We start from the raw sequence: 26754 nt of genomic DNA, 5'->3' as shown, positions 1-26754 counted from the left end.
GATCATGCTTCGAGGGAGATCGCCATGAACCGCCGGAACATCTTGTGGAGCACCGTCTCCGCCCTGGGCGCAGCGTTTGCCGCCTCGCGGGCCCAGGCCGCGACCGAAGCCGCACCTTCGAACAAGCTCAAGGTCGTCTACCATCTCAGCGACGCCGAGAAGGTCAATTTCGTGCTCGGCAACATCCAGAACCACATCGACGGCGTCGGCGGCCCCGACCATGTGACCATCGCGCTGGTGATCCACGGGCCGGCGCTGAAGGCGTTTCACTGGGCACAGGCCAACCCTGACATCAGCAAACGGATCGGCGATTTCTCCAAGGACGGCGTCGAGCTTGCCGCCTGCGGCAACACGATGAAGGCGCAGAACATCACGCTCACGGATCTCTTGCCCGGATTCGTCAGCGCGGAGAAAGGCGGCGTGGTTCGCCTGGCCGAGCTGCAATCGCAGGGCTATCTGTATTTGCGGCCGTAGCATCGAGCTTCGCCCCCAAAATCTGCCGCGTCGCACTTGACTTACCCATAACTATACGGTTATGAATCGATCCATAACTCACTGGTTATGGATTTCGCATGTCTGCCGCACCCGATCTTCTGTTCAGGATCCTCGCCGATCCGACCCGGCGGGCGATCTTCGAGCGGCTATGCCGCGAAGGGGAGCAGACGGTCGGGGCACTGACAGCGCGATCCGGCGTTTCCCAGCCGGCGGTCTCAAAACATCTCGGCGCGCTGAAGCAGGCAGGCCTCGTGCGCGATCGCCATGAGGGACGGCAAACCCATTACAGCGCCCAACCCGGCGCGCTCGATCCGCTGATCGACTGGACCAGCCAGATGGCCGGGTTCTGGCAGAACCGGCTCGATGCGCTGGACGATCTCCTGAAGAGGATGGACCAATGACAGAAGCTGCGACTGAAACCCGTTCCGTCGTCATCGAGCGCGAATTTGCCTTTCCGGCGGAGCGGCTGTGGCGCGCGCTGACGCAACCGCATCTGATCGAGGAATGGCTGATGAAGAACGACTTCAAGCCCACCGTCGGTCACCGCTTCAATCTTCGCGGCGAATGGGGCGGCGTGCTGGACTGCGAGGTCCTCGCCATCGAGCCGCAGCGATCGCTCGCCTACACCTGGAATTTCACGCATGCGGACGCGGCCTACGATCTCAAGAGCGTGGTGACGTTCACGCTGACCCCGACGGGCGCGGGCACCCATCTGCGCGTCGAGCAAGCAGGCTTCCGTCCCAGCCAGAAGCAGGCCTATGGCGGCGCACATGCCGGCTGGAAGCAGTTTTTCGCAAAGCTGGATGAGCTGTTGGCAAGGACCGACTGAGCGCCAGCGACCGCGCCCGCAATGACGGCAGAGAATAGATCGATACCGAAAAGGCAGGATCATGAAGAAGGCGACGAGTACGGCGAAAAAGAACAGCGCGAAAGACGCGACCAGCGCCTCCCCCTCGAAACTGATCGACGGCAGGATCAAGGAGCTCGGTGATTGGCGCGGCGAGATGCTCAAGCGGATTCGTGGCCTGATCAAGGATGCCGATCCCGACGTGGTCGAGGAATGGAAATGGCGCGGCGTTCCCGTGTGGGAGCACGACGGCATCATCTGCACCGGCGAGACCTACAAGGCCGTCGTCAAGATGACGTTTGCCAGGGGCGCGGCGCTGGATGACCCGGCCGGCCTGTTCAATTCGAGCCTTGAGGGAAATGTGCGGCGCGCGATCGATTTTCACGAGGGCGCGAAAATCAATGAGAAGGCGCTGAAGACGCTCATCCGCGCCGCCGTGGCCCTGAACGCGTCCAAGGTCAAAAGCAAGCCGGCAAAGAAGCGTTCGGCGTAGCCGGCGGCTTCACGCCGCCGCGGTGATCGGGCGCGGGCTCACGACATATTCGCGCAAGACCTTGTCGTTGGCGTCGACCTCGATCAGCGCCACGTCATAGGTCCAGAGATCGGCGAGGTGCTGGAGCACCCGCTTGGCATCGGTCTCGTTGAGCTGCGAGCCCTTGATGACGCGGTGGTGCAGGATCAGCCGGCGGTCGCCGGAGAGATCGACGTCGACCACCTCGATATTGGCATCGATGTAGCCGACATCATGCTGCCGCGCCAGTTCGCGCCGCACGCGGCGGAAGCCGCGCTCGTCGTGGATGGCATCGACGCGGATGCCGGCGCGCTCCTCGGGATCGTCATGCAGATGGAACATGCGGAGCTGCCGCATCAGCTTCGGACTCAGGAACTGGGCGATAAAACTCTCGTCGCGATAGTTAGCCCAGACGTCGCGCAGCACGCCCATCACGTCATTCTTGCCGGCGATGTCCGGGAACCATTCGCGGTCTTCGTCCGATGGACTGGTGACGATGCGCTCGATGTCCTGCATCATCGCGAAGCCGAGCGCATAGGGATTGAAGCCGGAGTAACGCGGATCGTCGAATTCGGGCTGGAACACCACATTGGTGTGCGATTGCAGGAATTCGAGGAAGTTGCCGTCGGTGATGCGACCCTGCTGGTGCAGCTTGGTCATGATGCGATAGTGGACGTAGGTCGCCGTCCCCTCGTTCATCACCTTGGTCTGGCTCTGCGGATAGAAATATTGCGCGATGTGGCGGACGATGCGCAGCAATTCGCGCTGCCAGGGGGCGAGCCGGGGCGCGCTCTTTTCCAGGAAATAGAGCAGGTTTTCCTGCGGCAGGCCGAGCAGCTTGCGGCGGCGCTCGATACTCAGCGCAGACTTGGTCTTGGACGCGCCCTTGGGCACAGTGCGCCAGAGATCGTTGAAGACTTCCTCCTCGTGCTGGCGGCGGCGCCCTGCCCGCTTCTCTTCCGCGCGCAGGTCCAGCTTCTTCTTGCCGGGATAGCGGTCGATACCGTGCGACATCAGCGCATGTGCGGCGTCCAGCGTGCGCTCGACCTCGGTGCGGCCGTAGCGTTCCTCGCAACTCATCACGTAGTTCTTGGCGAAGTCGAGATAATCCAGGATGCCGTCGGCGTCGGTCCACTGCTTGAACAGGTAATTGTTCTTGAAGAAGTGGTTGTGGCCGAAGGCGGCGTGCGCGATCACCAGCGTCTGCATCGTCGCCGTGTTCTCCTCCATCAGGTAGGAGATGCAGGGCGAGGAGTTGATCACGATCTCATAGGCGAGCCCCATCAGGCCCTTGCGATAGGACGCCTCGTGATAGGCAAAGTGCTTGCCGAAGGACCAGTGCTTGTAGAACAGCGGCATGCCGACGGACGAATACGCATCCAGCATCTGCTCGGCGGTGATGACCTCGATCTGGTTCGGATAGACGTCGAGGCCGAGATCGTTCGTCGCCACCTCCTCGCAGGCGTCCGTAATGCGCTGCAAGGTGTGAAAATCCCAATCCGCGCCTTCGAACAAGCGTTCCGTCATGGAGCGGCTTTCTCCTGGGTTTCGCGGCGCTGGAACAGGTCGTGGAACACCGGAAAGATCTCGCTGCGCTCGCTGACCTTGCGCATCGAGAGCGGTGCGCCGCTGTTGCGCAGGCGATCATAAAGGGTCCAGAGCGAGGAGTCGGAGAGATCGAAGGCGCTGCCGCCGGACTCGCCGACCTCGAGATAGGCAAAGAACTGGCAGGCCGGCAGGATCTTGTCGGTCAGCAGCATGCCCGTGAGCTCGCCGTCGGAATAGGAATTGTCGCCGTCGGAGGCTTGGGCGGCGTAGATATTCCAGTCCGACGGATTGAAGCGCTCGCGCACGATCTCGTGCATCGCCTGGAGCGCGCTGGAGACCAGCGTGCCGCCGGACGCCGGACCGTAGAAGAAGGTCTGCTCGTCGACCTCCTCGGCGCGGTCGGTGTGGCGGATGAAGACGATCTCGACATGCTTGTAGCGGCGCTTCAGGAACACGTAGAGCAGCATGTAGAAGCGCTTCGCCAGATCCTTCATGTGCTCGGACATCGAGCCGGAGACGTCCATCAGGCAGAACATCACGGCCTGCGCGACCGGCTTCGGGACCGTCTCGAAGCGGCGATAGCGGATGTCGATCGGATCGATGAAGGGAATCCGCTTGGATTTCGCCTTCAGTTTTTCGAGCTGGGCGAGCAGCACTAAACGCTCGTCCTCATCCGCACATGCGGCAATGGCGGCTTCCAGCTCTTCGATCTCGTCCTTACTGGGACGCTTGAGTGCGATACGGCGCGCCATTGCGCGCCGAACCGTCCGGCTCACCGAGATGTTGGATGGCGAGCCCGACGTGGTGTAGCCGGCGCGCTGGATGCCTTCGCTCTCGGTCTGCGCGATCTTGCGCTTGGCGAGATCGGGAAGCTCGAGATCGTCGAGGAAGAGATCAACGAACTCGTCGCGACTCAGCACAAAGCGGAAGGCGTCTTCGCTGTCGCCTTCGCCCGGACCGGAATCCTTGGCGCTGCCCTGGCCGGAGCGCTGGAGGTAGTCGCCCTCGATGAACTTCTTGTTGCCGGGCAGCACCATGTCCCGCGTCCCGCCTTCACGGCGGAAACGGGGCTCATGCATGCCGTCGAGAGGAATCGTGACCTCACCACCCTCCAGGACGTCCTTGATGTCGCGTTCCTGCGAGGTCTTCTTGACGGCGCCCTGCACCAGGGATTTGGCCCGACGCAAGAACCGCTGCCGGTTCTCAAGACTCTTGCCGCCTGGATTCAGGCGCCTGTCAATAATGTGAATGGCCACTTTCTCATCCGCCTCAACCGGCTTGCTTCACGCGCATGTACCATTCGACCAGTCGGCGAACCTGACGCTCGGTGTAGCCGCGCTCCACCATGCGTGCGACAAACTCGCCGTGCTTTTTCTCCGTCTCGCCGTCCTTCTTCGACCCGAACGAGATGACCGGAAGCAGGTCCTCGACCTGAGAGAATATCCGCTTTTCGATCACATCGCGAATCTTCTCGTAGGAAATCCAGGTTGGATTCTTGCCGCCGTTCTGGGCGCGCGACCGTAACGAGAATTTGACCACCTCGTTGCGGAAATCCTTGGGGTTGGCGATGCCCGCCGGCTTCTCGATCTTGGTCAGTTCCTGGTTCAACAATTCGCGATCGAGCAGCTGGCCGGTGTCGGCATCCTTGAAGTCCTGGTCCTCGATCCAGGCATCGGCGTAATCGACGTAGCGGTCGAACAGGTTCTGGCCGTAATCCGAGTAGGATTCGAGATAAGCTTTCTGGATCTCGTTGCCGATGAACTCGGCATAACGCGGTGCAAGATCCGCCTTGATGAATTCGAGGTAGCGCTTCTCGACTTCCTCAGGCAGCTGCTCGCGCTTGATCGACTGTTCCAGCGCGTACATCAGATGCACGGCGTCGGCGGCGACCTCCTGCGGATCGTGGTTGAAGGTCGCAGCCAGGATTTTGAAGGCGAAGCGGGTGGACACGCCGTCCATGCCCTCGTCGACGCCGGCGGCATCGCGATATTCCTGGACGCTGCGCGCCTTCGGATCGGATTCCTTCAGGCTTTCGCCGTCGTAAACCCGCATCTTGGCGTACGTCGTGGAATTCTCGTGCTTGCGCAGGCGCGACATCACCGAGAACCGGGCCAGCGTCTCCAGCGTCGAGGGCGCGCAGGGTGCGGCCGCGAGCTCGGAGCCCTGGATCAGCTTCTCGTAGATCTTCTGCTCTTCCGTGATGCGCAGGCAATAAGGCACCTTGATCACGCAGATGCGGTCGATGAAGGCTTCGTTGTTCTTGTTGGCCTTGAAGCTCGACCACTCGGCTTCGTTCGAGTGCGCGAGGATGACGCCGGTGAACGGGATCGCGCCGATATTCTCGGTGCCGATGTAGTTGCCTTCCTGCGTCGCGGTCAGCAGCGGATGCAGCATCTTGATCGGCGCCTTGAACATCTCGACGAACTCGAGCACGCCCTGGTTGGCGCGGTTGAGGCCGCCGGAATAGCTGTAGGCGTCGGGATCGTTCTGCGCGTAGGTCTCGAGCTTGCGGATATCGACCTTGCCGACCAGCGAGGAGATGTCCTGGTTATTCTCGTCGCCGGGTTCGGTCTTGGCGATACCGATCTGGCGCAGCCGCGATGGCTGGATTTTTGCGACCCTGAACTGGGAAATGTCGCCGCCGAAGGCCTCGAGCCGCTTGTAGCACCACGGGCTCATCAGGCCGGTGAGACGCCGGCGCGGAATGCCGTATTTCTCTTCCAGCATCGGCCCGAGCTGATCGGGATCGAACAGACTGAGCGGGCTCTCGAACACGGGCGAGAGTTCATCGCCGGCCTTGAGCACGTAGATCGGATGCACTTCCATCAGCGACTTCAGCCGCTCGGCGAGCGAGGATTTGCCGCCGCCGACCGGGCCGAGCAGATAGAGGATCTGCTTGCGCTCTTCGAGGCCTTGCGCCGCGTGCCGGAAGAAACCGACGATGCGCTCGATGGTTTCTTCCATGCCGTAGAAGCCGGCGAAGGCTGGATAGGTACGGATCGTGCGGTTCAAAAAAATACGGCCAAGGCGTGGGTCCTTGGCCGTGTCAATGGTCTGGGGCTCACCGATCGCCGCTAGCAATCGTTCGGCTGCATTGGCGTATTTCATGGGATCGCTTCGACACGATTCCAGATATTCCGCCATCGACATGTCGTGCTGGCTTCTCGCCTCGAACGACTTAGCGAAAGCGTTGAATAGCGAATCGTTGTACATGATCCCTCTCCGCGTGAGTTCCGCTACACAACTGAACGAAAGCAGCGACCGGACCGTTCCTTAGCGCCACTCTCGAATCAGCGTGTGCACATGACGATCATTCGACACCCGCGGGCCTTCACCACGCAACGCACAACGTAGGCATCGGGTGAGTTACGAACAGGCACCTGCCTGTTATTTATGCGAATCTATACCTGTATTCGCTAATTTCCAGCAAATGTCGCCTCACCGCAACATCCGGGCGTTACCGGGGTATCGGTCATCCGGCAGCGCAGCATAGCCGCGGGCCGACGGCAGCTTTATGACGCTTGTGCGGCCAGGCTTTGAGCGCCGTGATCGCGGTCTCGCCGCAATGCGGTGCGTGAATCGCTGGCAGCATGACAGTCGCGGCAGGCGCGCAGCAATGTGTCAAAATCCGTCGCCAGCCCCTCGGACTGAATGACGATGCGGTCCGCCTGCGTAGCGCGCGAGGCGGCACGGATGCAGGACAGCTGCCGCAGCAAGGCCGGTGTCGGCGTCAGCACAATCACCTTGTGCCCGCGGCAGTCCTCAGCCGAAACATCCGCAATCGAGTCCCACAGCAGAAATTCATTGCCGACCCGGAGATCACGGATGCCGTAGGGGGTGACGATCACGACCGGCCCCCGCTCGCCCGGCAGCAACCAGATCAGCCACGAGGTGATCGGGCCGAACACCGCGACACCGGCATAGCCCATCGCCGTATCGTATTCGCCGATGCCGTCCCACCAGTCGAAGACAAGGCCTGCGCTGAGCAGCGTCATGGCGAAGCCCGCCGCGACCAGCAGCCGCAGGCGCGTGACGCATTGACCGATTTCGAGATCGTGGGTCGCGTCGATGCAGACGGCCGGCGCGACCGATTGCGGGCTGTCGGCGACACCATCAGGATGTGCGTGCATGCTTTCCCCCAGCATGGCCATTCGCGACCGAGCTAATGATGCGTCAGGCGGGACCAGAATCCACTGACGACACTCCGTGACGCGACAAGTCGAAATTACGCAACAAGACCTCGGCCGAACCACACCGGCCAATGATTTTTATTACGCAAAATCACCACTGCCGCCTGGATCGTCATGATCGCAACGGAGTTACACTGAGAGTATGACGCCAATGCCCTTGATTGGTTCCCTCCCGGGAGCATGTAAGCTACAGGATAGCGCGTCAGGACCGGCGCGGAAACCCCTCGCCCGCAGGCTTGGAGATAAATAAACATCATGAATCCCGTCAAAGAACTGGAAAAGCACGGACAAGCCGTCTGGCTGGACTTCCTGGCCCGCGGCTTCATCGCCAAAGGCGATTTGAAGCGGCTGATCGACACCGACGGCGTCAAGGGCGTCACCTCGAACCCGTCGATCTTCGAGAAGGCGATCGGCAGCTCGGACGAATACGACGCCCCGATCGGCAAGGCGCTGAAGCGCGGCGACCGGACGGTGGCCGACCTGTTCGAGACCGTCGCGATCGAGGACATCCAGAGCGCCGCCGACGTGCTGCGCCCGGTCTATGACAGGCTCAATGGCCATGACGGCTATGTCAGCCTCGAGGTCTCGCCCTACCTGGCGATGGACACCGCCGGCACGGTCGCCGAGGCACGGCGGCTCTGGAAGGACGTCAATCGCAAGAACCTGATGGTGAAGGTACCGGCGACGCCGGAGGGCCTGCCGGCGGTCGAAACGCTGATCGGCGACGGCATCAGCATCAACATCACGCTGTTGTTCTCGAAGGCGGTGTATCTGGAGGTGGCCGAGGCCTATCTCGCCGGTCTCGAAAAATACGTCGCAGGCGGCGGAGACCCGTCGCATGTCGCAAGCGTGGCGAGCTTCTTCGTCAGCCGTATCGACTCGGTGGTCGACAAGCAGCTCGACGAGAAGATCGCACGCGCCAACGATCCATCCGAAAAGGAACGGCTGGCCGCGCTCAAGGGCAAGGTCGCGATCGCCAATGCCAAGGTCGCCTATCAGGACTACAAGCGGCTGTTCTCTGGCCCGCGCTGGGACAAGCTCGCCGCCAAGGGCGCCAAGCCGCAGCGGATGCTGTGGGCCTCGACCGGCACCAAGAACAAGGATTACAGCGACGTCCTCTATGTCGAGGAATTGATCGGGCCAGACACCGTCAACACCGTGCCACCGGCGACGCTCGATGCGTTCCGCGACCACGGCAAGGCGCGCGACAGTCTGGAAGAAAATGTCGACGATGCCCGCCGCGTGCTGGAAGAGCTGGAGCGTTCCGGTGTTTCGCTGGATGCGATCACCGAAGAGCTCGTCAAGGACGGCGTCAAGCAGTTCGCCGACGCTGCCGACAAGCTCTATGGCGCGGTCGCCCACAAGCGCGCCACAGTGCTCGGGCCGGCGATCGATCGCCAGCAATTGTCGCTCGGCGACGGGCTCGGCAAGGCGATCGCAAAGAGCACCGAGGAGTGGCGCGCCTCTGCAAAGATCCGCAAGCTGTGGCAGCGCGACAAATCGGTCTGGACCGGCACGGACGAGGACAAATGGCTCGGCTGGCTCGACAGCGCGGCCAAGGCCGACGTCGCCGACTATGAGGACTATGCCAACCGCGTGAAGGGCCAGAAATTCTCCGATGCCGTCGTGCTCGGCATGGGCGGATCGAGCCTCGGACCGGAGGTGCTGGCCGAGACGTTTGCGCGGAAGTCAGGCTTCCCGAAGCTGCACGTACTGGATTCGACCGATCCGGCGCAGGTGCGGGCGATGGAAGCCAGGATCGACATCGCCAATACCGTGTTCATCGTCTCCAGCAAGTCGGGCGGCACCACCGAGCCGAACGCGATGAAGGATTATTTCCACGAGCGCGTCGCGCAGGCTGTCGGCCCAAAGGTCAAGACCGGCTATCGCTTCATCGCCGTGACCGATCCCGGCTCGTCGCTGGAGAAGGCCGCCAAGAAGCTGAACTATGCTCGCATCTTCCACGGCGAGCCCTCGATCGGCGGACGCTATTCGGTGCTCTCGCCGTTCGGCCTGGTGCCGGCGGCAACCGCGGGCATCGACGTCAAGACCCTGATCAAGCACGCGCTTTCGATGGCCCGCTCTTGCGGACCTGACGTGCCGCCGCAGGAAAATCCGGGTGTGCAGCTCGGGCTTGCCATGGGCCTCGCCGGACTCGAAGGCCGCGACAAGGTGACGATCCTGTCGTCGAACAAGATCGCCGATTTCGGCGCCTGGGCCGAGCAGCTCATCGCGGAATCGACCGGCAAGGAGGGCAAGGGCCTGATCCCGATCGCCGGCGAGCCGCTGGGCGAACCTTCGCTTTACGGCAACGACCGCTTCTTCATCGACATCCGTACCGAGGGCGAGGCGGATGCCGCCCATGACTCAAAGCTTGCAGCAATCGAAGCGGCCGGCCACCCGGTCGTGCGCATTGTCATGAAGTCGATCGACTATCTCGGCCAGGAGTTCTTCCGCTTCGAGATGGCGACGGCTGTTGCCGGTTCAATCCTCGGCATCAACCCGTTCGACCAGCCCGACGTGGAGGCGGCCAAGATCAAGACCCGTGAGCTGACGTCATCGTTCGAGAAGACCGGCGCGCTGCCGGCCGAGCAGCCGGTGGTCAGCACCGCGGAGGCCGATCTCTACACCGACGCGACCAACGCCGCGGCACTCCGCGCCGCCGGCGCCAATGGCGACCTCACCTCATGGCTGAAGGCGCATCTCTCCCGCTCCAACCATGGCGACTATGTCGCCCTGCTCGGCTACATCGCGCGCGACAAGGCTACCATCGATGCGCTCCAGGCGATGCGGCTCGAGGTGCGCGAGAAGCGCCACGTCGCGACCTGTGCGGAGTTCGGGCCGCGCTTCCTGCATTCCACGGGGCAGGCCTACAAGGGCGGCCCGGACAGCGGCGTGTTCCTCCAGATCACCGCGGATGATGCCAAGGATCTTCCGGTGCCGGGCCAGAAGGCGAGCTTTGGCGTGATCAAGGCGGCGCAGGCGCGTGGCGACTTCGACGTGCTCACCGAGCGCGGCCGGCGTGCGCTTCGCGTGCACCTGAAGGGTCCGCTCAAGAAAGGTCTCGCGGCGCTCAACGCCGCGCTCACGAACGCACTGAATTAAGGGGATCTTTCAAATGCAACTCGGCATGATCGGCCTCGGCCGGATGGGCGGCAACATCGTTCGCCGGCTGATGCGCCACGGCCATTCGACCGTGGTCTATGACAAGGACGCCAAGGCCGTCGCCGGCCTGGCCGCAGACGGCGCGCAGGGATCGGCAACCCTGGAAGAGTTCATCGCCAAACTCGAGCGGCCGCGCACGGCCTGGGTGATGCTGCCCGCGGGGCGCATCACCGAAGCGACGATCGACACGATCGCAGGTGTGATGCAGGAAGGCGACGTCATCATCGACGGCGGCAACACCTTCTGGCAGGACGACGTCCGCCGCGGCAAAGCGCTGAAAGAGCGCGGCATCCACTATGTCGACGTCGGCACGTCCGGCGGCGTCTGGGGCCTCGACCGCGGCTATTGCATGATGATCGGCGGCGAGAAGCAGGTGGTCGACCGGCTCGATCCAATCTTTGCTGCGCTGGCGCCCGGCGCCGGCGACATTCCGCTTACGCCGGGACGTGACGGCCGCGACCCTCGCATCGAGCAGGGCTATATCCATGCCGGCCCCGTCGGCGCCGGTCATTTCGTCAAGATGATCCACAACGGCATCGAATACGGCCTGATGCAGGCTTATGCCGAAGGTTTTGACATCCTCAAGAACGCCAATATCGATGCCCTGCCGGCGGATCATCGTTTCGATTTCAATCTCCCTGACATCGCCGAAGTCTGGCGGCGCGGCAGCGTGATCCCGTCCTGGCTGCTCGACCTCACCTCAACCGCGCTCGCCGACAACCCGACGCTCTCCGAATATTCCGGCTTCGTGGAGGATTCCGGTGAGGGCCGCTGGACCGTGAATGCGGCAATCGACGAAGCGGTGCCGGCCGAAGTCCTGACCGCGGCGCTCTACGCACGTTTCCGTTCCCGCCAGGAACACACCTTCGCCGAAAAAATTCTCTCCGCGATGCGCGCGGGTTTTGGCGGCCACAAGGAGCCGAAGCAGCCGGACGCAGCAAAGTCGAAATAACAACAAAAGCGAAGGCCGATCATTCGTGACAAAAGACCCGCAAGCAAAGCGCAAGCCGGAAAATTGCGCCTTCGTCATTTTTGGCGTGACCGGAGACCTCACCCACCGGCTGGTGATGCCCTCTCTCTACAATCTGGCGGCCGAGCACATGCTGCCGGAGAAGTTCTGCGTCGTCGGCGTGGCCCGCAACAGCCAGTCGGATGACGAGCTGCGCGACAGCCTGCTGAAGGGCCTGCGCCAGTTCGCGACCCGTCCCGTGGACGACGTCGTTGCCCAGAAGCTGCTGCAATGCGTGACCTTCGTCGAGGCCGATCCGAAGGATCCCCCCTCGTTCGACCGCTTGCGCGAGCATCTGGATTCGCTGGAATGCGCGCAGGACACCGGCGGCAACCGGCTGTTCTATCTGGCCACGCCGCCGGCCGCGTTCGCGCCTACCGCGCGCGAGCTCGGCCGCACCGGTATGATGAGGGAGAACGGCGCCTGGCGGCGGCTGGTGATCGAAAAACCGTTCGGCACCGATCTCGTCTCGGCGCGCGCGTTGAATGCCGAACTGCTCAAGATCATGGACGAGCACCAGATCTACCGGATCGATCATTACCTCGGCAAGGAGACGGTGCAGAACATTTTGGTGCTGCGCTTTGCCAACGGCATGTTCGAGCCGATCTGGAATCGCAACCACATCGACCACATCCAGATCACGGTGGAAGAGAAGCTCGGCGTCGGCCATCGCGGCGGCTTCTACGATGCCACCGGCGCGTTGCGCGACATGGTGCCGAACCATCTGTTCCAGCTGATGTCGCTGGTCGCAATGGAGCCACCCGCCCGCTTCGACGCCCATTCCGTGCGCTCCGAGAAGGCCGAGGTTCTCGCCGCGATCCAGCAGCCGAATGCGGAGGAAGCGCTGAAGAGCTCAGTCCGCGCCCAATATCTCGCCGGCCGCATCGGCGACGACGAAATCACCGACTATCGCAAGACCGAGGACGTCAAGCCCGGCAGCACCACCGAGACCTATGTCGCGCTCAAACTGATGATCGACAATTGGCGCTGGGCCGGCGTGCCCTTCTATCTGCGCACCGGCAAGGCGTTGGGTCACAAGCGCACCGAAGTCGCGATCAAGTTCAAGCAGGCGCCGCTGTCGATGTTCTCAGGCACGGCGGTCGACCGTCTCTCGCAGAACTTTCTCACCATCGGCATTGCGCCAACCGAGACCATCGAGCTTCAGTTCAACGCCAAGATCCCAGGACCCAGTATCACCATCGACGGCGTCGAGATGAAATTCCGCTACGGCGACTATTTCCGAGCCGATCCCTCAACCGGCTACGAGACGCTGATCTACGACTGCATGATCGGCGACAACATCCTGTTCCAGCGCGCCGATGGCGTCGAAGCCGGATGGCAGGCGGTGCAGCCATTCCTGGACGCCTGGAAACAGGCTGGCACCAACGGCATCGAGACCTATCCCGCGGGCAGCGACGGCCCTGCCTGCGCCGATGAGCTGCTGAAGCGCGACGGACGCAGCTGGCGGAAGTTTACGTGATGGCAGCGGCCGACCAGCCGAAGCTGATCGTCGTGGCTGATGCCGAGGCGCTGGCGCAGGCTGCCGCCGAACGGGTGATGGCGCTGATTTCGGCCAATCCCGGGCGCATCGCGATCTGCCTCACCGGCGGCTCCAGCCCGAAGAAACTCTACCAGTTGCTCGGAAGTGATGGCTGGCGCGGCAGAATCCCGTGGGATCGCGTGCATTGGTTCATCGGTGACGAGCGTTTCGTGCCTTCGAGCGATCCCCTCAACAACATGGCAGTCGCACGCGCGACCTTTCTCGATCACAGCGCACCGTCCGGCCATATCCATCCCATCGCGACCACCGCTGAAAATCCCGATGCCAGCGCCGAGGCCTATGCCCGCGAGCTGCAAACCTTCTACGGCGCTGAAAGCCTCGATCCGGCGCGGCCGCTGTTCGACCTGGTTTTGATGGGCGCCGGACCGGACGGCCACACCGCCTCGCTCTTCCCGGGCTATCCCGCGATCGAGGAGACGCAGCGCTGGGTCGTCGGCGTCCCCAAGGCCAATGTCGCGCCCTTCGTGCCGCGGGTCTCGCTGACTTTGCCCGCGCTGGCGTCCTGCCGCGAAATGCTGTTCGAGATTGCGGGGCATGACAAGCAGCCGATCTTGACGCGCCTCCTCAATGGCGAGACTCTGCCGGCCGTACGCGCGCGCTCGAATGGCGAGACCGTCTGGCTGGTCGACCAGGCCGCGCTTCCGGAGGGAATTCGTGGCGGGCGCTGAAGCACCTTGTGCATTGATCGTGATGGGCGTGTCGGGCTCGGGCAAGAGCACGGTTGCGGAATTGCTCGGCAAACGCCTCGGCTGGCGCTTTGAGGACGGTGACAGCCTTCACCCCGCCGGCAATGTCGCGAAGATGCGGGCCGGCCATCCGCTCACCGACGAGGATCGCTGGCCCTGGCTCAATGCCATCGCCGACGAGATTGCAAGGGTCTGCGAGCAAGGCGAGCACGTCATCATCGCCTGCTCGGCGCTGAAGCACACCTATCGTGACGTGCTGTTGCGTGGACGCGACGACGTCCGCTTCGTCTTCCTGAAGGGCACGCAGCAGCTGATCGCCGACCGGCTCGTCCACCGCAAGGGCCATTTCATGCCGCCCGGGCTCCTGACCAGCCAATTCAACACGCTCGAGCCGCCCGAGGCGGGCGAGCATGTCATCACGGCGTCGATCGACGAATCCGTCGAGGCGATCGTGGACGGCATCGTGCGGCAATTGAAACTAGGCGGCGACAAACCCAAGGCCGTGAAACCTAAGGTCATGCCATGACGCAAATCTCACTCGTGGTTTCCGACGTCGACGGCACGCTGCTGACCAAGGACAAGACGCTGACCGACCGCGCCCGGAACGCCGTGCGGCGGCTGCACCAGGCCGGCATCGGCTTCACCATCACCTCGAGCCGCCCCGCGATCGGCATGCGCTTCCTGATCGAGCCGCTCGCGCTCTGGCTGCCGGTCGGCCCGTTCAACGGCTCCTCGATCGTCGATCCCGAGATGAATCCGGTCGAGCAGCATCTGATCCCCGCCAGCGCCGCCGAACGGTCCCTGCAAATCCTCCGCGAGTTCGGCGCCGACATCTGGGTCTTCACCTACGACAAATGGCTGATTGATAACCCCAGCGGCAAATACGTCGCCCACGAGCAGCACACGATCCGGTCCGATCCGACCATCGTGACGGATTTCTCACCGTACCTAGCCAGCGCCTGCAAGATCGTCGGCGCCAGCGCCGATGCGGCCGGCCTGGAGGCTTGCGAAAAAGCGATGCAGGAGGCGCTCGGCACGCAGGCGACTGCGGTGCGTTCGCAGACCTATTATCTCGACATCACGCCACCCGGCTTCGACAAGGGCACCTTCGTGCAGGCGATGGCAAAGCGTCTGGGCATTGCGACCAATGCGGTCGCCACGATCGGCGACATGCAGAACGATCTCGCGATGTTCCGCGTCAGCGGCACGTCGATCGCCATGGGCAACGCCACCGACAGCGTCAAGGAGCAGGCCACCAACGTCACGGCGACGAACGAGCAGGACGGTTTTGCCGAGGCGATGGAGATGATCTTGAAGTGGAACGGGGTGGGCTGAGGCTATTGCGACCGCTGCATCGCCGGCTTCTCGCTGGCATGCCTCGCCGCCGAAAGATTATGCGCGGTGTTGATCAACGCGATATGCGTCAGCGCCTGCGGAAAATTGCCGGTCTGGCGGCGCACGACGGAATCATATTCCTCGGCCAACAGTCCGACATCATTCGCAAGCCCGGCGACGCGATCGAACAGCGCTTGCGCCTTGTCGAGATCGCCTGACAGCACATAAGCGTCGGCCAGCCACAGGCTACAGGCCAGGAATGCGCCCTCAATCGGCTGCTGCTCCTCGGACACTTCGCGTGGATCGTGCCGCAGCACAAAGCCGTCGCGCATCAGGTGTTTTTCGGCGGCCGCGATGGTGCCGCGGATGCGCGGATCCGACGCCGGCAGGAAACCCACCGCCGGCAGCAGCAGCACGCTGGCATCGAGCAGCTTTGAGCCATAGGATTCGACGAAGGCATTCTCTTCGGCGTCAAAACCCCTGTGGCAGACGTCGCGATGAATGGCCTCGCGCAGCGCACGCCAGTGCAGCAGCGGCGCCTTGAAGCCAAAGGTCTCGGCGCTCTTGATGCCGCGGTCGAAGGCGACCCAGGTCATCACCTTGGAGAAGACGTAGTGCCGGGGTTCCCCGCGCCGCTCCCAGATGCCGTGATCGGGCTGGTCCCAGACCTCGGCCAGATGATCGAGCACGGCACGCTCCAGCGACCAGGTCGCTTCATCGTCGAGCTTCAGCTTGGCCATCCGAGACTGATGGAAGGCGTCGATCAGCTCGCCGTAGACATCGAGCTGGAGCTGAGCGTGCGCGGCGTTGCCGATGCGCACCGGCTGCGCGCCCTCATAGCCGTCGAGCCAACCTGCTTCCCATTCCAGCAGCCGCCGCTGGCCCCAGATGCCGTACATGATCTGCATGTTCGATGGCGAACCGGCGGCCGCACGCAGCAGCCAATTGTGCCAGGCCGAGGCTTCCTCGGTGTAGCCGGAATTCATCAGCGCCAGCAGCGTGAAGGTGGCATCGCGCAGCCAGCAGAAGCGATAGTCCCAGTTCCTGGCGCCGCCGAGCTTTTCCGGCAGTGAGGTGGTCGGCGCCGCCACGATGCCGCCGGTGGGGGCGAAGGTCAGCGCCTTCAGCGTGATCAGCGAGCGCATGATGAGATCGCGATACTCGCCGTCATGGGTAGAGCGGCTGCTCCACTCCTTCCAGAATGTCTCGGTCTCCTGAAGCGCGATCTCCGGATCGATCGGTTCGGGCGGATCGAGATGCGACGGGCCGTAAGTCAGCACGAAGGGCACGGTCTCGCCGGCTGCCACTTCGAAGTCCGCGACCGTGGTCAGATCCTCGCCGCGGGTCTTGGCCGGCGTCCTCAGCACCGTCATGTCCTGGCCGGCGATCGCCAGCAGCGATCCGTCCTCGCAGCGGCGCACCCAGGGAATGTCGACGCCAAAGCCGAAGCGGATCACGAGCTCCATCCGCATCTTGACCGTGCCGGTAACGCCGCGGACCAGACGCACGATGTCGGAGGCCTTGCCACGCGGCGGCATGAAGTCGATCAGCGCGACGGTGCCGCTCTTGGTCTCAAAGCGCGTTTCGAGGATGAGGGTATTGTCGAGATAGCGGCGCGAAATTGCGGTGACGTCCTCGGTCGGCGCGATCAGCCAACGACCGTTCCTGTGCGTCCCGAGGATGGCGGCAAAGCAGGCGTCGGAATCGAAGGCCGGCCAGCACAGCCAGTCGATCGAGCCGTTGCGCCCGACCAGCGCCGCGGTCTCGCAGTCGCCGATCAACGCGTAGTCTTCGATCTTCTGAGACAATGTTTTGCGAGCCTTAAGGAATCCCCGCGGATCAACTCCCGCCGGTCAGGGAACGTTCCCGCGTTGCGGCCTTCAAAGCCTTGAGATCGACCTTGGCGGCGATCTTGTCGAGTGTGACGGGAAGACGCTGGCGCCAGTTCGGATGCTCGTCGATCGTGCCGGGAATGTTGGGCTGGTCGATCACGCCGAGCAGGTCTTCCAGCGACACCGCCAACAGCCGCGATGGCGTGCGCGACAGGAAGGCGAGCACCGAATAGAGATCGTTGGCGCTGATGCCGTTCTGACGCAGAATCTCGTCGAGCAGGCCAAGCGCATCCCAGCGCGCCTGCTCGTTCTCGCCGGGATCGAGCCCGAGCGAGAGCTTCATCTTGAGATCGCTGAACGAGCGCCAGCCGGCATAGGTCGACAAATCATGCGTGTTCAGCGTCACCAGCGCGTTCGGCCGGTAATAGTCGATATTGCGGAAATGGCCGGCATCGTCGCGCTCGAACATCATGACGAGGTAGGACCAGATGCCGAAATCCTGCATGGTCTCGCGAAAACCCTCCGGCACCGTGCCGAGGTCCTCGCCGATCACGATGCATTTGTGGGCCGCGCTCTCCTGCGCCACCGCGCCAAGCAGCGCCTCGAACGGCATCTGCACATAGGCACCATTGTCGGGCTTGAAGCCGCGCGGCACTAGATAGAGGCGCTTCAACCCCAGCACGTGATCGAGACGGATCGCGCCGGCATGGCGCATCGATGCGGCCAGCATGTCGGCAAACGGTACGAAGGACTGCGCCTCGAGCCCACCCGCGTTGAAGCCTGCAAGGCCCCAATCCTGGCCGACGGTGTTGAGCACATCGGGCGGTGCACCGACCGCGAGATGGCGCGAGATCGCGAGCTGCTCGTTCCAGGCGTCGAAGCCGTTGGACTGCACACCAACGGCAACGTCGAGATAAAGCCCGACCCGCATGCCGAGCTCGCCGGCCAGCTCCTTGGCGCCACGCAATTGGCTATCTGCGGTCCATTGCACGAATTCGACGAATTCGACCTCGTGCTTGTCGGGACCATTGCGCAGCTCGGCGCATTTCGCCTCACTCGGCTGCTGCCACTCCGGCGGCCATTCCCACCACGGTCCGGTGAATCGATGCCGCAGCACCTCGAAGCAGGCAAAGCGGGACAACAGCGGCGCCCGTTCGGCCCGGAAGGCATCAAACTGGTTGCGGCGGACACCGCTCGCGCTTTTCACGAAGCTGTCAAAGGCGGCACGCAAGCCCAGCCATTTCAGCGCCGCCATGTCCGTATAGGGCACACGATTGCCTTCGCGCAGCCGCGCGGCGGTCGCGGCCGCATCGGGGATGAGGTCTGCCGAAAATTCCGGGATCGCCTCGACGTCGATATAGAGTGGGTTGAGAAACAGCCGGCTGTTCGGCGAATACGGGCTGCAATCGCCCGGCTGGTTGTCGAACAGGACATGCAGCGGGTTGAGCCCGACGCCGTCCGCGCCGAGCCGCTTTGCGAGCCGGACGAGACCGGCAAGATCGGTGAAGTCACCGATGCCCCAATTGCGGTCGGAGCGGACACTGTACAGTTGCACCGCGAGCAGCCAGCCACGGTCGAAATCGCCCCCGAAGGCACGCTCGGGCGCCACAATCATCGGCACCTCTTCCATCGCGCCGGCAGCATCGGTGAGTGTCAACCGGTGGTAACCGAGCGGCAGTCCGGCTGGCCAGGCGATCACCGGTTCGCGCGTCTCGCCTTGCGCGATCACGTTGCCGGTGATTTGGCCGCTGCCGGTGATTTTCCATTTGAGCGGCACAGCCCCAGTCGCCGCCAATTCGGTGCGCGGTTTCCCCAAGGCGCGCACCACCACGGGCCCGCTGACGAAGCGGTAGACCCGCTTCTCCGGCAGGGCGTCGAGGATGGATTTGAGGGCCACGGGATCGGTGACCCTCAGCTTTCCGAGGGCATCGACGAATTCGGACTGAACACCCTTGATCTGGGCTTGAGCTAAAAGATCCATTCGGCACGCGGTTTGCAGGCCATTGTCTGGCCGGGGGTATCGATTTTAACGAGATCGCGGAAGACGTTAGTCAGGGTTAAGTCACAAACCGCGCCTGCCGTTCCCAGTGGGAACTAATGACACACAAGCGGCTTTCTATATAGGTACCAAGCGTAGGTTCCCGACAAGGGAAACGGGCCCCTGCTTTCTTGTCAATGGCATCACCGTGAACAAGACAATTCAAACTGTCGAGAGTGCCGCTTCAGGCAGCGCTTTCCTGATCGAAGACGTTTATCCGTCGATCGATGGCGGCCGCTTCGCTGTGAAGCGGATCGCGGGCGAACGGGTCGAGGTCTGGGCCGACGTCTATCGCGACGGCGACGACGTGGTCAGTGCCGCGCTGATCTGGCGCGGCGAGCAGGAGCGGGAATGGCGGAGCGAGCCGATGATCCATCACGGCAATGACCGCTGGTCCGGTGCCTTCGTGCCGGCCGAGCCCGGGCAATATGTCTATGCCATCGAAGCCTGGACCGACGAATTCGCCACCTGGCGTCATGGGATGGAGCGGAAGCAGCTCTCCGGCGCCGACGTCAGCCTCGATGCGATCGAGGGCGCCGGCCTGCTGACCAAGGCGCATAGTGCGCGGCAAGACGCCGCGGATGTCATCGTCAGGCAATGCGAGGACTACCTTCAAACCGGCGAGCTCACTCCGCTGCTCGCGACCGAGCTCGGCGAGGCCATGTCCGAGAGCCAGCCGCGGCCTGACCTGACCCGTTCTCTCCTCTTCCCGCTGATCGTCGACCGCGACAGAGCGCGCTTTGGCGCCTGGTATCAGATGATGCCGCGCAGCCAGAGTACCGTGCCGGGCCAGCACGGCACGCTCCGCGACTGCATCGCGCGCGTGCCCGATATCGCCGCGATGGGCTTTGACGTGCTCTACTTCACGCCGATCCACCCGATCGGCCGCACCCGCCGCAAGGGCCGCAACAATACAGCGGTCGCGACCGAAGGCGATCCCGGCTCGCCCTATGCGATCGGCGCCGCCGAGGGCGGCCACGATGCGCTGCATCCCGAGCTCGGCACCATCGAGGATTTCCGCGCGCTGGTCGCGACCTGCCTGGAATACGGCCTCGAGCTGGCACTCGACTTCGCCGTGCAGTGCTCGCCGGACCATCCCTGGCTGACGCAGCATCCGGAATGGTTCAAATGGCGGCCGGATCGTTCGGTGCGGGCGGCGGACGGACCCTATCCGGATATCGTGATCCCCGATTTCGCATCCGTCGACCGGATCGGGCTGTGGAACGCGTTCCGCGACGCCATGCTGTTCTGGATCGACCATGGCGTAACCATCTTCGCCATCGACAATCACGACACCGCGCCGTTGCCGTTCTGGGAATGGCTGATCCAGGACATCCGCCGCCGGCATCCCGAGGTGATCCTGTTCTCCAAAACCTTTGCGCGGCCGAAATTGATGAAGGGTCTCGCCAAGCTCGGCTTCGCGCAATCCTTCAGCTATTTCCCGTGGCGCACTTCGAGGTGGGAGCTGGAGCAATATCTCGGTGAGCTGACGCGTTATCCGGAGCGCGAGTTCTATCGTCCGAATCTGTTCGCCAACACGCCCGACCTGCTGCCCTATCATCTGCAGAGCGGTGAAGCCTGGGCATTCAAGTCGCGCGTTGCGCTCGCAGCGACGCTATCGGGCAATTACGGCGTCTACGGCGGGTTCGAGCTGCTTGAGCATGAGGCCGTGCCCGGCCACGAGGAATATCTCGATTCAGAGAAATATCAGATCAAGCAGCGCGACTGGGACAAGGCAGGCAACATCAAGCCGTACATCACCGAGCTGAACCGCATCCGCAACGAGAATGCGGCGCTTCAGCAGACGACGAATTTGCGCTTCCTCGCCATCGAGGACGGCGAGACCATTGCCTTCGCGAAGGAGGCGACCGACCCAGCCAACACGGTCGTCGCCGTCATCGCCCTCTCGCGCCACGCGCGCGAGTTCTGGTTACCGCTCGGCGACCTCACCATCGACGGCGAACGCCGCCACGTCACCGCATTCGAAAATCTCCTCACCGGCGAACAGTCCCGCATCGAATGGGGCGGGATCAAATTGCGTATCGATCCCGACCGCGATCCGGCGCTCTTGTTCCGCTGCCTGGCGTAAAGGCTCAACGCCATGAATGTTTTATCTTCCGTTGATACCAAGAAGGCTGAGGCTGCCGAGACCGTGGATGAGCTCTGGTACAAGGACGCCATCATCTACCAGCTTCACGTCAAGGCATTTGCCGACAGCAACAATGACGGCATCGGCGATTTCGCGGGGCTAACCGAGAAGCTGTCCTATCTCCAGGATCTCGGCGTCACTGCGCTGTGGCTGCTGCCGTTCTACCCCTCGCCCGGCCGCGACGACGGCTATGACATCGGCGATTACGGCTCGATCAATCCCGATTTCGGGACGATGAAGGACTTCAAGCGCTTCATTCAGGAAGCGCAGAAGCGCGGCTTGCGCGTCATCACCGAGCTCGTCGTCAACCACACATCCGACCAGCACAATTGGTTCAAGCGCGCGCGCCGCAGCCCGGCAGGCTCGAGCGCCCGCAACTGGTATGTCTGGAGCGACACCGACCAGAAATACCAGGGCACGCGGATCATCTTCACAGACACCGAGAAATCCAACTGGACCTGGGATCCGGAGGCCGGCGCGTTCTACTGGCACCGCTTCTTCTCGCACCAGCCGGATCTCAACTTCGACAATCCGCGCGTCGTCAGCGCCCTCATCCAGGTGATGAAGCGCTGGCTCGATGCCGGCGTCGACGGCTTCCGGTTGGACGCGATTCCCTATCTCTGCGAACGCGAGGGCACCTCGAACGAGAACCTGCCCGAGACGCATGCGATCATCAAGCGCCTGCGCCAGGAGCTCGACGCCTACTCCAAGGGCAAGCTGCTGCTGGCCGAAGCCAATCAATGGCCGGAGGACGTGCAGGAATATTTCGGCCGTGGCGACGAGTGCCACATGGCCTACCACTTCCCGCTGATGCCGCGCATCTACATGGCGATCGCGCAGGAGGACCGCTTCCCGATCACCGACATTTTGCGCCAGACGCCGGACATTCCGGCGAGCTGCCAATGGGCGCTGTTTTTGCGCAACCATGATGAGCTGACACTGGAGATGGTCACCGACGTCGAGCGTGACTATCTCTGGACCACCTACGCCAACGATCCCCGCGCCCGCATCAATGTCGGCATCCGGCGGCGGCTTGCGCCGCTGATGGACAATGACCGGCGCAAGATCGAGCTGATGAACTCGCTGCTGCTGTCGTTCCCGGGCACGCCGATCATCTATTACGGTGACGAGATCGGCATGGGCGACAACATCTATCTCGGCGACCGCAATGGCGTGCGCACGCCGATGCAGTGGAGCCCGGATCGCAACGGCGGCTTCTCGCGCGCCGATCCGGCCCGCCTTTACGCGCCGCCGATCATGGACCCCGTCTACGGCTATGAAGCAGTCAATGTCGAGGCGCAGTCGCGCAGCCTGTCCTCGCAGCTCAGCGCCACCAAGCGGCTGATCTCGGTGCGCAAATCGACACTCGCCTTCGGCCGCGGCACCATGACGTTCATCCGCCCGGCCAACCGCTCCGTGCTCGCCTATGTCCGGCAGTATCGCGACGAGGTGATCCTCTGCGTCGCCAATCTTTCGCGTGCGGCGCAAGCAACCCAGCTCGACCTGTCGCCATGGAAGGACCGTATCCCGCAGGAAATGCTCGGCCGCAGCCGCTTCCCCGCGATCGGCGAGCAGCCCTATATGATCACGATCGGGCCCTACGGCTTCTACTGGTTCCAGCTTCAGGAGCGCGACAAGTCCGAACCGGTGACGCCAACCGCCGTGCCGGAGTTCGAGACGCTGGTGGTGCCGGTCAATTCGACCTGGGTCTCGCTCGCCCGCGAACGCGGCATGTTCGAGCGCGACGTGCTGCCGGGATTTTTGTCGCGCACACGGTGGTATCCGGAGAACAATCCCAAGCACATCCAGCCGACGCTGACCTCGGCGGTGCCGTTCTGCGACATCGGCGACAACCGACCCTGGATCGCGTTCTTCGAAGCGGCACAACACGACGTCACCACGCGCTACGTGGTGCCGATGCAGATCGAATGGGTGCGTTTCGACCGCGAGCGCTTCAACCCCAAGGCGCTCGCCGCCGTGCGCCAGGGCGCCCGCGAGGGCACGCTGCTCGATGTCGCGACCGACCAGATCTTCATCGGCCTGTTCCTGCGCAATCTGTCGCAGAAACTGGTGGTGGAGGAGAACAATCTGCGGCTGGAGTTCAAGCCGACCAGCCTGTTCTCCGAATACACTATCAAGGAGCCCGAACGGATCCGCGCGATCGAGCAGTCGAACAGCACCGCGCTGGTCGACAATCAATACGTCGCCAAGATCCATCGCCAGCTCGAAAGCGGCATCAATCCCGAGATCGAGCTCGGCCATTATCTCACCGAGGTCGCCCGCTTCGCTCATGCGCCGGCGCTGCTCGGCAGCGTCGAGCTGGTGGAAGGCGACAGCCGCAGCGCGCTCGGCGTCCTGCATGCCTATGTCGAGAACCAGGGCGACGGCTGGGCCGTGACCGCGAGCTATCTCGACCGTCATGTCGACGAGCAGCGGCTGCTGACCGCGAGTGACACGCCGCGCGAGAACCAAGACCAGGCGCCCTATCTGCACCATCTGGCGCAGACCGGCCGGCGGCTCGCCGAGCTGCATATGGCGCTGGCCGCCGCCAAGCCTGCCGATCTTGCCCCTGAGGCGATCGGCCCGGCTCACGTCAAGCGCTGGATTTCGGACCTCAAGACACGCACTGAGCGTGTTTTCGAACGGCTGGCCGCAAACCGCAGCAGCCTGCGGGAGGCTGACCGGCCGCTGGTCGACCAGATCGCCGCAGCGCGCGAGACCCTGGCCGGCCGGCTGACCCGGCTATTGCCATCCGACATTGGCGGGTTGAACATTCGTCATCATGGCGACTTCCGCCTCGGGCAAACTCTGATTGTGAAGGACGACATCTTCATCATCGACTTCGACGGCGATCCGCGCCTGCCGCTGGCCGAGAAGCGGCGCAAGGCCCCGGCCGCGCGCGACGTTGCTGGCTTGGTCCGCTCGATCGAGCTGGCGGCAGCCGCGGCGCTCAATCGCGCGCTCAATGGCACCTCTGACGAGCAGGACCGGCTCACAGCCGCGCTCGGCGAATGGCGCGAGCGCGCCACGGCCACTTTCCTCACCGCCTATCGCGAGGCCATGACCGACCGGCGGCTATGGCCCAATGATCCCCGATCTGCGGAAAGGCTGTTAAGGTTTTTCCTGCTTGATCAAGCGTTCGACGAAGTAGAGTACGAGCTGTCCCACCGGCCGGAGGGGCTCAATGCGCCGCTGACCGGGCTGCTTCGCATTCTGTCCAATGCCGAGAGCGAAGCACATGCCTAAACTGCCTGCCGAAGCCTACGCAATCATCGAGGGCCGCCACTCCGACCCCTTCCATTATCTCGGGCTGCATCCCGAGGGCGGCAAGAGCGTGGTGCGCGCCTTCCTGCCCGAAGCCGCCGATGTCGAGGCTGTCGGCGAGCACGGCGAAGTGGCAAGGCTCGATCGTGTCCACGATGCGGGTTTGTTCATCGGCGCGCTTCCCAACGGCTCCAAGCACTACCAATTGCGCGCGAAATTCGGCAACGACGTCGTCGAGTTCGAGGACGCCTACCGCTTTCCGCCGATCCTGACCGATTTCGACCTCTATCTGCTCGGCGAAGGCACCCATCAGCGGCTCTATGACAAGCTCGGCGCGCATCCGATGACGCTCGACGGCGTCGACGGCATCGGCTTCGTGGTGCTGGCGCCGAATGCGCGGCGCGTCGCCGTGGTCGGCGACTTCAATTTCTGGAACGCGCGGCGCCATGCCATGCGGGTGCGCGGGGCCGGCTATTGGGAATTGTTCATCCCGCACGCCAAGGCCGGCGACCACTACAAGTTCGACATCGTCGGGCCGCACGGCCATCAGTTGCCGCTGAAATCCGATCCGATGGCATTCGCGGCCGAAGTCCGTCCGAAGACGGCTTCCATCGTCTTCGACGAGGCGCATCTCGCCCGTCCGCGGCCGGCACTCGACGGCATCAACGCGCTGTCGGCGCCGATGTCGATTTACGAAGTTCATCTCGGCTCGTGGCGACGCAAGGGCGACAATGAATGGCTGACCTATCGCGAGTTGGCGGAGCAGCTGCCGGCTTATGCGCGCGACATGGGCTTCACCCATCTCGAATTCTTGCCCGTGAGCGAGCATCCGTTCGACGGCTCGTGGGGCTATCAGCCGACCGGCCTCTATGCGCCGACCAGCCGCTTCGGCGGGCCTGAGGATTTTGCCGCGCTGGTCGATGCCTGCCACCGCGAAGGCATCGGCGTGCTGCTCGACTGGGTGCCCGGCCACTTCCCTGACGATCCGCACGGGCTCGGCAGTTTTGACGGCACCTCGCTTTACGAGCACGCCAACCCGCTCCAGGGCCGCCACCTCGACTGGGGCACGCTGATCTACAATTACGGCCGCACCGAAGTGACGAACTTTCTGGTGTCCAACGCGCTGTTCTGGCTCGAACGCTATGCGATCGACGGCCTGCGCGTCGATGCGGTCGCTTCCATGCTCTATCTCGACTACAGCCGCCCACCGGGTGCGTGGATTCCGAACCAGTATGGCGGCCGCGAAAACATCGAGGCGATCGCATTCCTGCGCCGCTTCAACACCGAGCTATTCGCGCGCTTCCCGCAAGCGACGACGGCGGCAGAGGAATCCACTGCGTGGCCGCAGGTCTCGCGCCCGGTCGAATTCGGCGGACTCGGCTTCGGCTACAAGTGGAATATGGGCTGGATGCACGACACGCTGAATTACATCAGCAAGGATCCGATCCATCGCAAGCATCATCACGGCGACATCCTGTTCGGCCTGCACTACGCCTTCTCGGAAAACTTCATCCTGCCGCTGTCGCATGACGAGGTCGTGCACGGCAAACGCTCGATCCTCGGCCGGATGCCCGGCGACGAGTGGCAGCGTTTCGCGAATTTGCGCGCCTATTACAGCTTCATGTTCGCCCATCCCGGCAAGAAGCTGTTGTTCATGGGCGCGGAGATCGCGCAAAGCCGCGAATGGAATCACGACCAGTCGCTCGACTGGCACCTGCTCGAACACAAGAACCATTCCGGCATCCAGGCGCTGATCCGCGATCTCAACAGGGTCTACCGCGCGGTGCCGGCGCTGCACCAGATGGATTGCGATCAGGCCGGCTTCGAATGGCTGATCACGGACGACGCCAACCGCAACGTGTTCGCCTGGATGCGCAAGGGCGTTGACGAGCACGCGCGGTGTCTCGTGATCATCAACTTCTCACCCAACGTCTATCGCAACTACCGCGTTCGCGTGCCGTTTGCCGGCAAGTGGAAAGAGGTGTTCAATTCGGACTCCGCCCATTATGGCGGCACCAATGTCGGGAACATCGGCGAGGTTCATGCCGTTGACGGCAAGGCCGCCGAGCTCCGCCTCACCATCCCGCCGCTCGCCGCGATCTTCCTCGTTCCGGAAAGCTGACA

The 26754-nt window shown here is 63.2% G+C and carries 19 protein-coding genes; 13 read left to right on the top strand and 6 right to left on the bottom strand.

Annotation, left to right across the window (positions count from 1 at the left end):
- Positions 1-24: 24 nt before the first annotated feature.
- From UP06_RS08645 to UP06_RS08630, 4 genes are all read left to right on the top strand, one after another.
- Positions 25-474 (top strand): DsrE family protein, encoded by a 450-nt coding sequence (locus UP06_RS08645; protein ID WP_045002104.1) that lies wholly within the window; start codon positions 25-27, stop codon positions 472-474.
- A gap of 98 nt (positions 475-572) precedes the next feature.
- On the top strand, positions 573-896 hold the full coding sequence (locus UP06_RS08640; protein ID WP_045002102.1) for an ArsR/SmtB family transcription factor: 324 nt from the start codon (positions 573-575) through the stop codon (positions 894-896).
- Positions 893-1324, top strand: a complete 432-nt coding sequence (locus UP06_RS08635; protein WP_045002101.1) for an SRPBCC family protein — start codon at positions 893-895, stop codon at positions 1322-1324. The genes UP06_RS08640 and UP06_RS08635 overlap by 4 nt, the downstream gene beginning before the upstream one ends.
- A gap of 61 nt (positions 1325-1385) precedes the next feature.
- The gene (locus tag UP06_RS08630) at positions 1386-1835 is read left to right on the top strand and encodes a DUF1801 domain-containing protein (RefSeq protein WP_045002099.1); all 450 of its coding nucleotides are present in this window, start codon (positions 1386-1388) and stop codon (positions 1833-1835) included.
- A 9-nt stretch (positions 1836-1844) separates the two neighbouring features.
- Here the strand turns inward: UP06_RS08630 and UP06_RS08625 are convergent, their stop codons facing one another.
- The 4 genes from UP06_RS08625 to UP06_RS08610 all read right to left on the bottom strand — a co-directional run bounded on the left by UP06_RS08625 (position 1845) and on the right by UP06_RS08610 (position 7552).
- On the bottom strand, positions 1845-3380 hold the full coding sequence (locus UP06_RS08625) for a SpoVR family protein (protein WP_045002098.1): 1536 nt from the start codon (positions 3378-3380) through the stop codon (positions 1845-1847).
- Entirely contained in the window at positions 3377-4651 is a 1275-nt protein-coding gene (locus tag UP06_RS08620; RefSeq protein ID WP_197087150.1) for a YeaH/YhbH family protein, read from the bottom strand. Before UP06_RS08620 ends, UP06_RS08625 begins: the two co-directional genes overlap by 4 nt.
- A gap of 19 nt (positions 4652-4670) precedes the next feature.
- A complete protein-coding gene (locus UP06_RS08615; protein WP_045002095.1) occupies positions 4671-6614 on the bottom strand; it encodes a PrkA family serine protein kinase in 1944 nt (647 codons plus the stop codon).
- 299 nt (positions 6615-6913) lie between these two features.
- Positions 6914-7552, bottom strand: a complete 639-nt coding sequence (locus tag UP06_RS08610; protein ID WP_045002093.1) for an STM3941 family protein — start codon at positions 7550-7552, stop codon at positions 6914-6916.
- A gap of 294 nt (positions 7553-7846) precedes the next feature.
- On the opposite strand from UP06_RS08610, the gene UP06_RS08605 reads away from it, so the two are divergent.
- From UP06_RS08605 to UP06_RS08580, 6 genes are read left to right on the top strand one after another with little or no spacing between them, the layout of a single operon-like run.
- Complete coding sequence (locus UP06_RS08605) at positions 7847-10696, top strand: bifunctional transaldolase/phosoglucose isomerase (protein WP_045002092.1); 2850 nt, start codon at positions 7847-7849, stop codon at positions 10694-10696.
- A 13-nt stretch (positions 10697-10709) separates the two neighbouring features.
- A complete protein-coding gene (gnd, locus tag UP06_RS08600) occupies positions 10710-11708 on the top strand; it encodes a phosphogluconate dehydrogenase (NAD(+)-dependent, decarboxylating) (RefSeq protein WP_045002090.1) in 999 nt (332 codons plus the stop codon).
- A 25-nt stretch (positions 11709-11733) separates the two neighbouring features.
- Positions 11734-13245 (top strand): glucose-6-phosphate dehydrogenase, encoded by a 1512-nt coding sequence (gene zwf, locus UP06_RS08595; RefSeq protein ID WP_045002088.1) that lies wholly within the window; start codon positions 11734-11736, stop codon positions 13243-13245.
- Entirely contained in the window at positions 13245-13994 is a 750-nt protein-coding gene (pgl, locus tag UP06_RS08590) for a 6-phosphogluconolactonase (protein ID WP_045002086.1), read from the top strand. Before zwf ends, pgl begins: the two co-directional genes overlap by 1 nt.
- Positions 13981-14538, top strand: coding sequence for a gluconokinase (locus UP06_RS08585; protein ID WP_045002084.1), 558 nt, complete (start codon positions 13981-13983; stop codon positions 14536-14538). The genes pgl and UP06_RS08585 overlap by 14 nt, the downstream gene beginning before the upstream one ends.
- Positions 14535-15347 carry a Cof-type HAD-IIB family hydrolase gene (locus tag UP06_RS08580; RefSeq protein ID WP_045002082.1) on the top strand — a complete coding sequence of 271 codons (813 nt, stop codon included), beginning with the start codon at positions 14535-14537 and terminating at the stop codon, positions 15345-15347. The genes UP06_RS08585 and UP06_RS08580 overlap by 4 nt, the downstream gene beginning before the upstream one ends.
- 2 nt (positions 15348-15349) lie before the next feature.
- On the opposite strand, the gene UP06_RS08575 is transcribed toward UP06_RS08580, so the two are convergent.
- A complete protein-coding gene (locus UP06_RS08575) occupies positions 15350-17155 on the bottom strand; it encodes a glycoside hydrolase family 15 protein (protein WP_045002081.1) in 1806 nt (601 codons plus the stop codon).
- 31 nt (positions 17156-17186) lie between these two features.
- Complete coding sequence (gene malQ / locus UP06_RS08570) at positions 17187-19160, bottom strand: 4-alpha-glucanotransferase (RefSeq protein ID WP_045002080.1); 1974 nt, start codon at positions 19158-19160, stop codon at positions 17187-17189.
- Positions 19161-19365: 205 nt separating this feature from the next.
- Here malQ and UP06_RS08565 point away from each other — a divergent pair, with 205 nt between their 5' ends.
- The 3 genes from UP06_RS08565 to glgB are packed head-to-tail and all read left to right on the top strand — an operon-like array spanning position 19366 to position 26752.
- The gene (locus UP06_RS08565; protein WP_045002079.1) at positions 19366-21306 is read left to right on the top strand and encodes a maltotransferase domain-containing protein; all 1941 of its coding nucleotides are present in this window, start codon (positions 19366-19368) and stop codon (positions 21304-21306) included.
- A 12-nt stretch (positions 21307-21318) separates the two neighbouring features.
- A complete protein-coding gene (gene treS, locus UP06_RS08560) occupies positions 21319-24612 on the top strand; it encodes a maltose alpha-D-glucosyltransferase (protein ID WP_045002078.1) in 3294 nt (1097 codons plus the stop codon).
- Positions 24605-26752, top strand: coding sequence for a 1,4-alpha-glucan branching protein GlgB (glgB, locus tag UP06_RS08555; protein ID WP_045002076.1), 2148 nt, complete (start codon positions 24605-24607; stop codon positions 26750-26752). The genes treS and glgB overlap by 8 nt, the downstream gene beginning before the upstream one ends.
- Positions 26753-26754 lie beyond the last annotated feature (2 nt).

The sequence above is a fragment of the Bradyrhizobium sp. LTSP857 genome, assembly GCF_000938285.1.
Lineage (GTDB): Bacteria > Pseudomonadota > Alphaproteobacteria > Rhizobiales > Xanthobacteraceae > Bradyrhizobium.
This window is presented reverse-complemented; position numbering and strand designations above follow the sequence as displayed.

Coding starts and splice junctions, on each gene's coding strand:
- UP06_RS08645 (WP_045002104.1), top strand. CDS start 25: ATGAACCGCCGGAACATCTTGTGGAGCACCGTCTCCGCCCTGGGCGCA.
- UP06_RS08640 (WP_045002102.1), top strand. CDS start 573: ATGTCTGCCGCACCCGATCTTCTGTTCAGGATCCTCGCCGATCCGACC.
- UP06_RS08635 (WP_045002101.1), top strand. CDS start 893: ATGACAGAAGCTGCGACTGAAACCCGTTCCGTCGTCATCGAGCGCGAA.
- UP06_RS08630 (WP_045002099.1), top strand. CDS start 1,386: ATGAAGAAGGCGACGAGTACGGCGAAAAAGAACAGCGCGAAAGACGCG.
- UP06_RS08625 (WP_045002098.1), bottom strand. CDS start 3,380: ATGACGGAACGCTTGTTCGAAGGCGCGGATTGGGATTTTCACACCTTG.
- UP06_RS08615 (WP_045002095.1), bottom strand. CDS start 6,614: ATGTACAACGATTCGCTATTCAACGCTTTCGCTAAGTCGTTCGAGGCG.
- UP06_RS08610 (WP_045002093.1), bottom strand. CDS start 7,552: ATGGCCATGCTGGGGGAAAGCATGCACGCACATCCTGATGGTGTCGCC.
- UP06_RS08605 (WP_045002092.1), top strand. CDS start 7,847: ATGAATCCCGTCAAAGAACTGGAAAAGCACGGACAAGCCGTCTGGCTG.
- gnd (WP_045002090.1), top strand. CDS start 10,710: ATGCAACTCGGCATGATCGGCCTCGGCCGGATGGGCGGCAACATCGTT.
- pgl (WP_045002086.1), top strand. CDS start 13,245: ATGGCAGCGGCCGACCAGCCGAAGCTGATCGTCGTGGCTGATGCCGAG.
- UP06_RS08580 (WP_045002082.1), top strand. CDS start 14,535: ATGACGCAAATCTCACTCGTGGTTTCCGACGTCGACGGCACGCTGCTG.
- malQ (WP_045002080.1), bottom strand. CDS start 19,160: ATGGATCTTTTAGCTCAAGCCCAGATCAAGGGTGTTCAGTCCGAATTC.
- treS (WP_045002078.1), top strand. CDS start 21,319: ATGAATGTTTTATCTTCCGTTGATACCAAGAAGGCTGAGGCTGCCGAG.
- glgB (WP_045002076.1), top strand. CDS start 24,605: ATGCCTAAACTGCCTGCCGAAGCCTACGCAATCATCGAGGGCCGCCAC.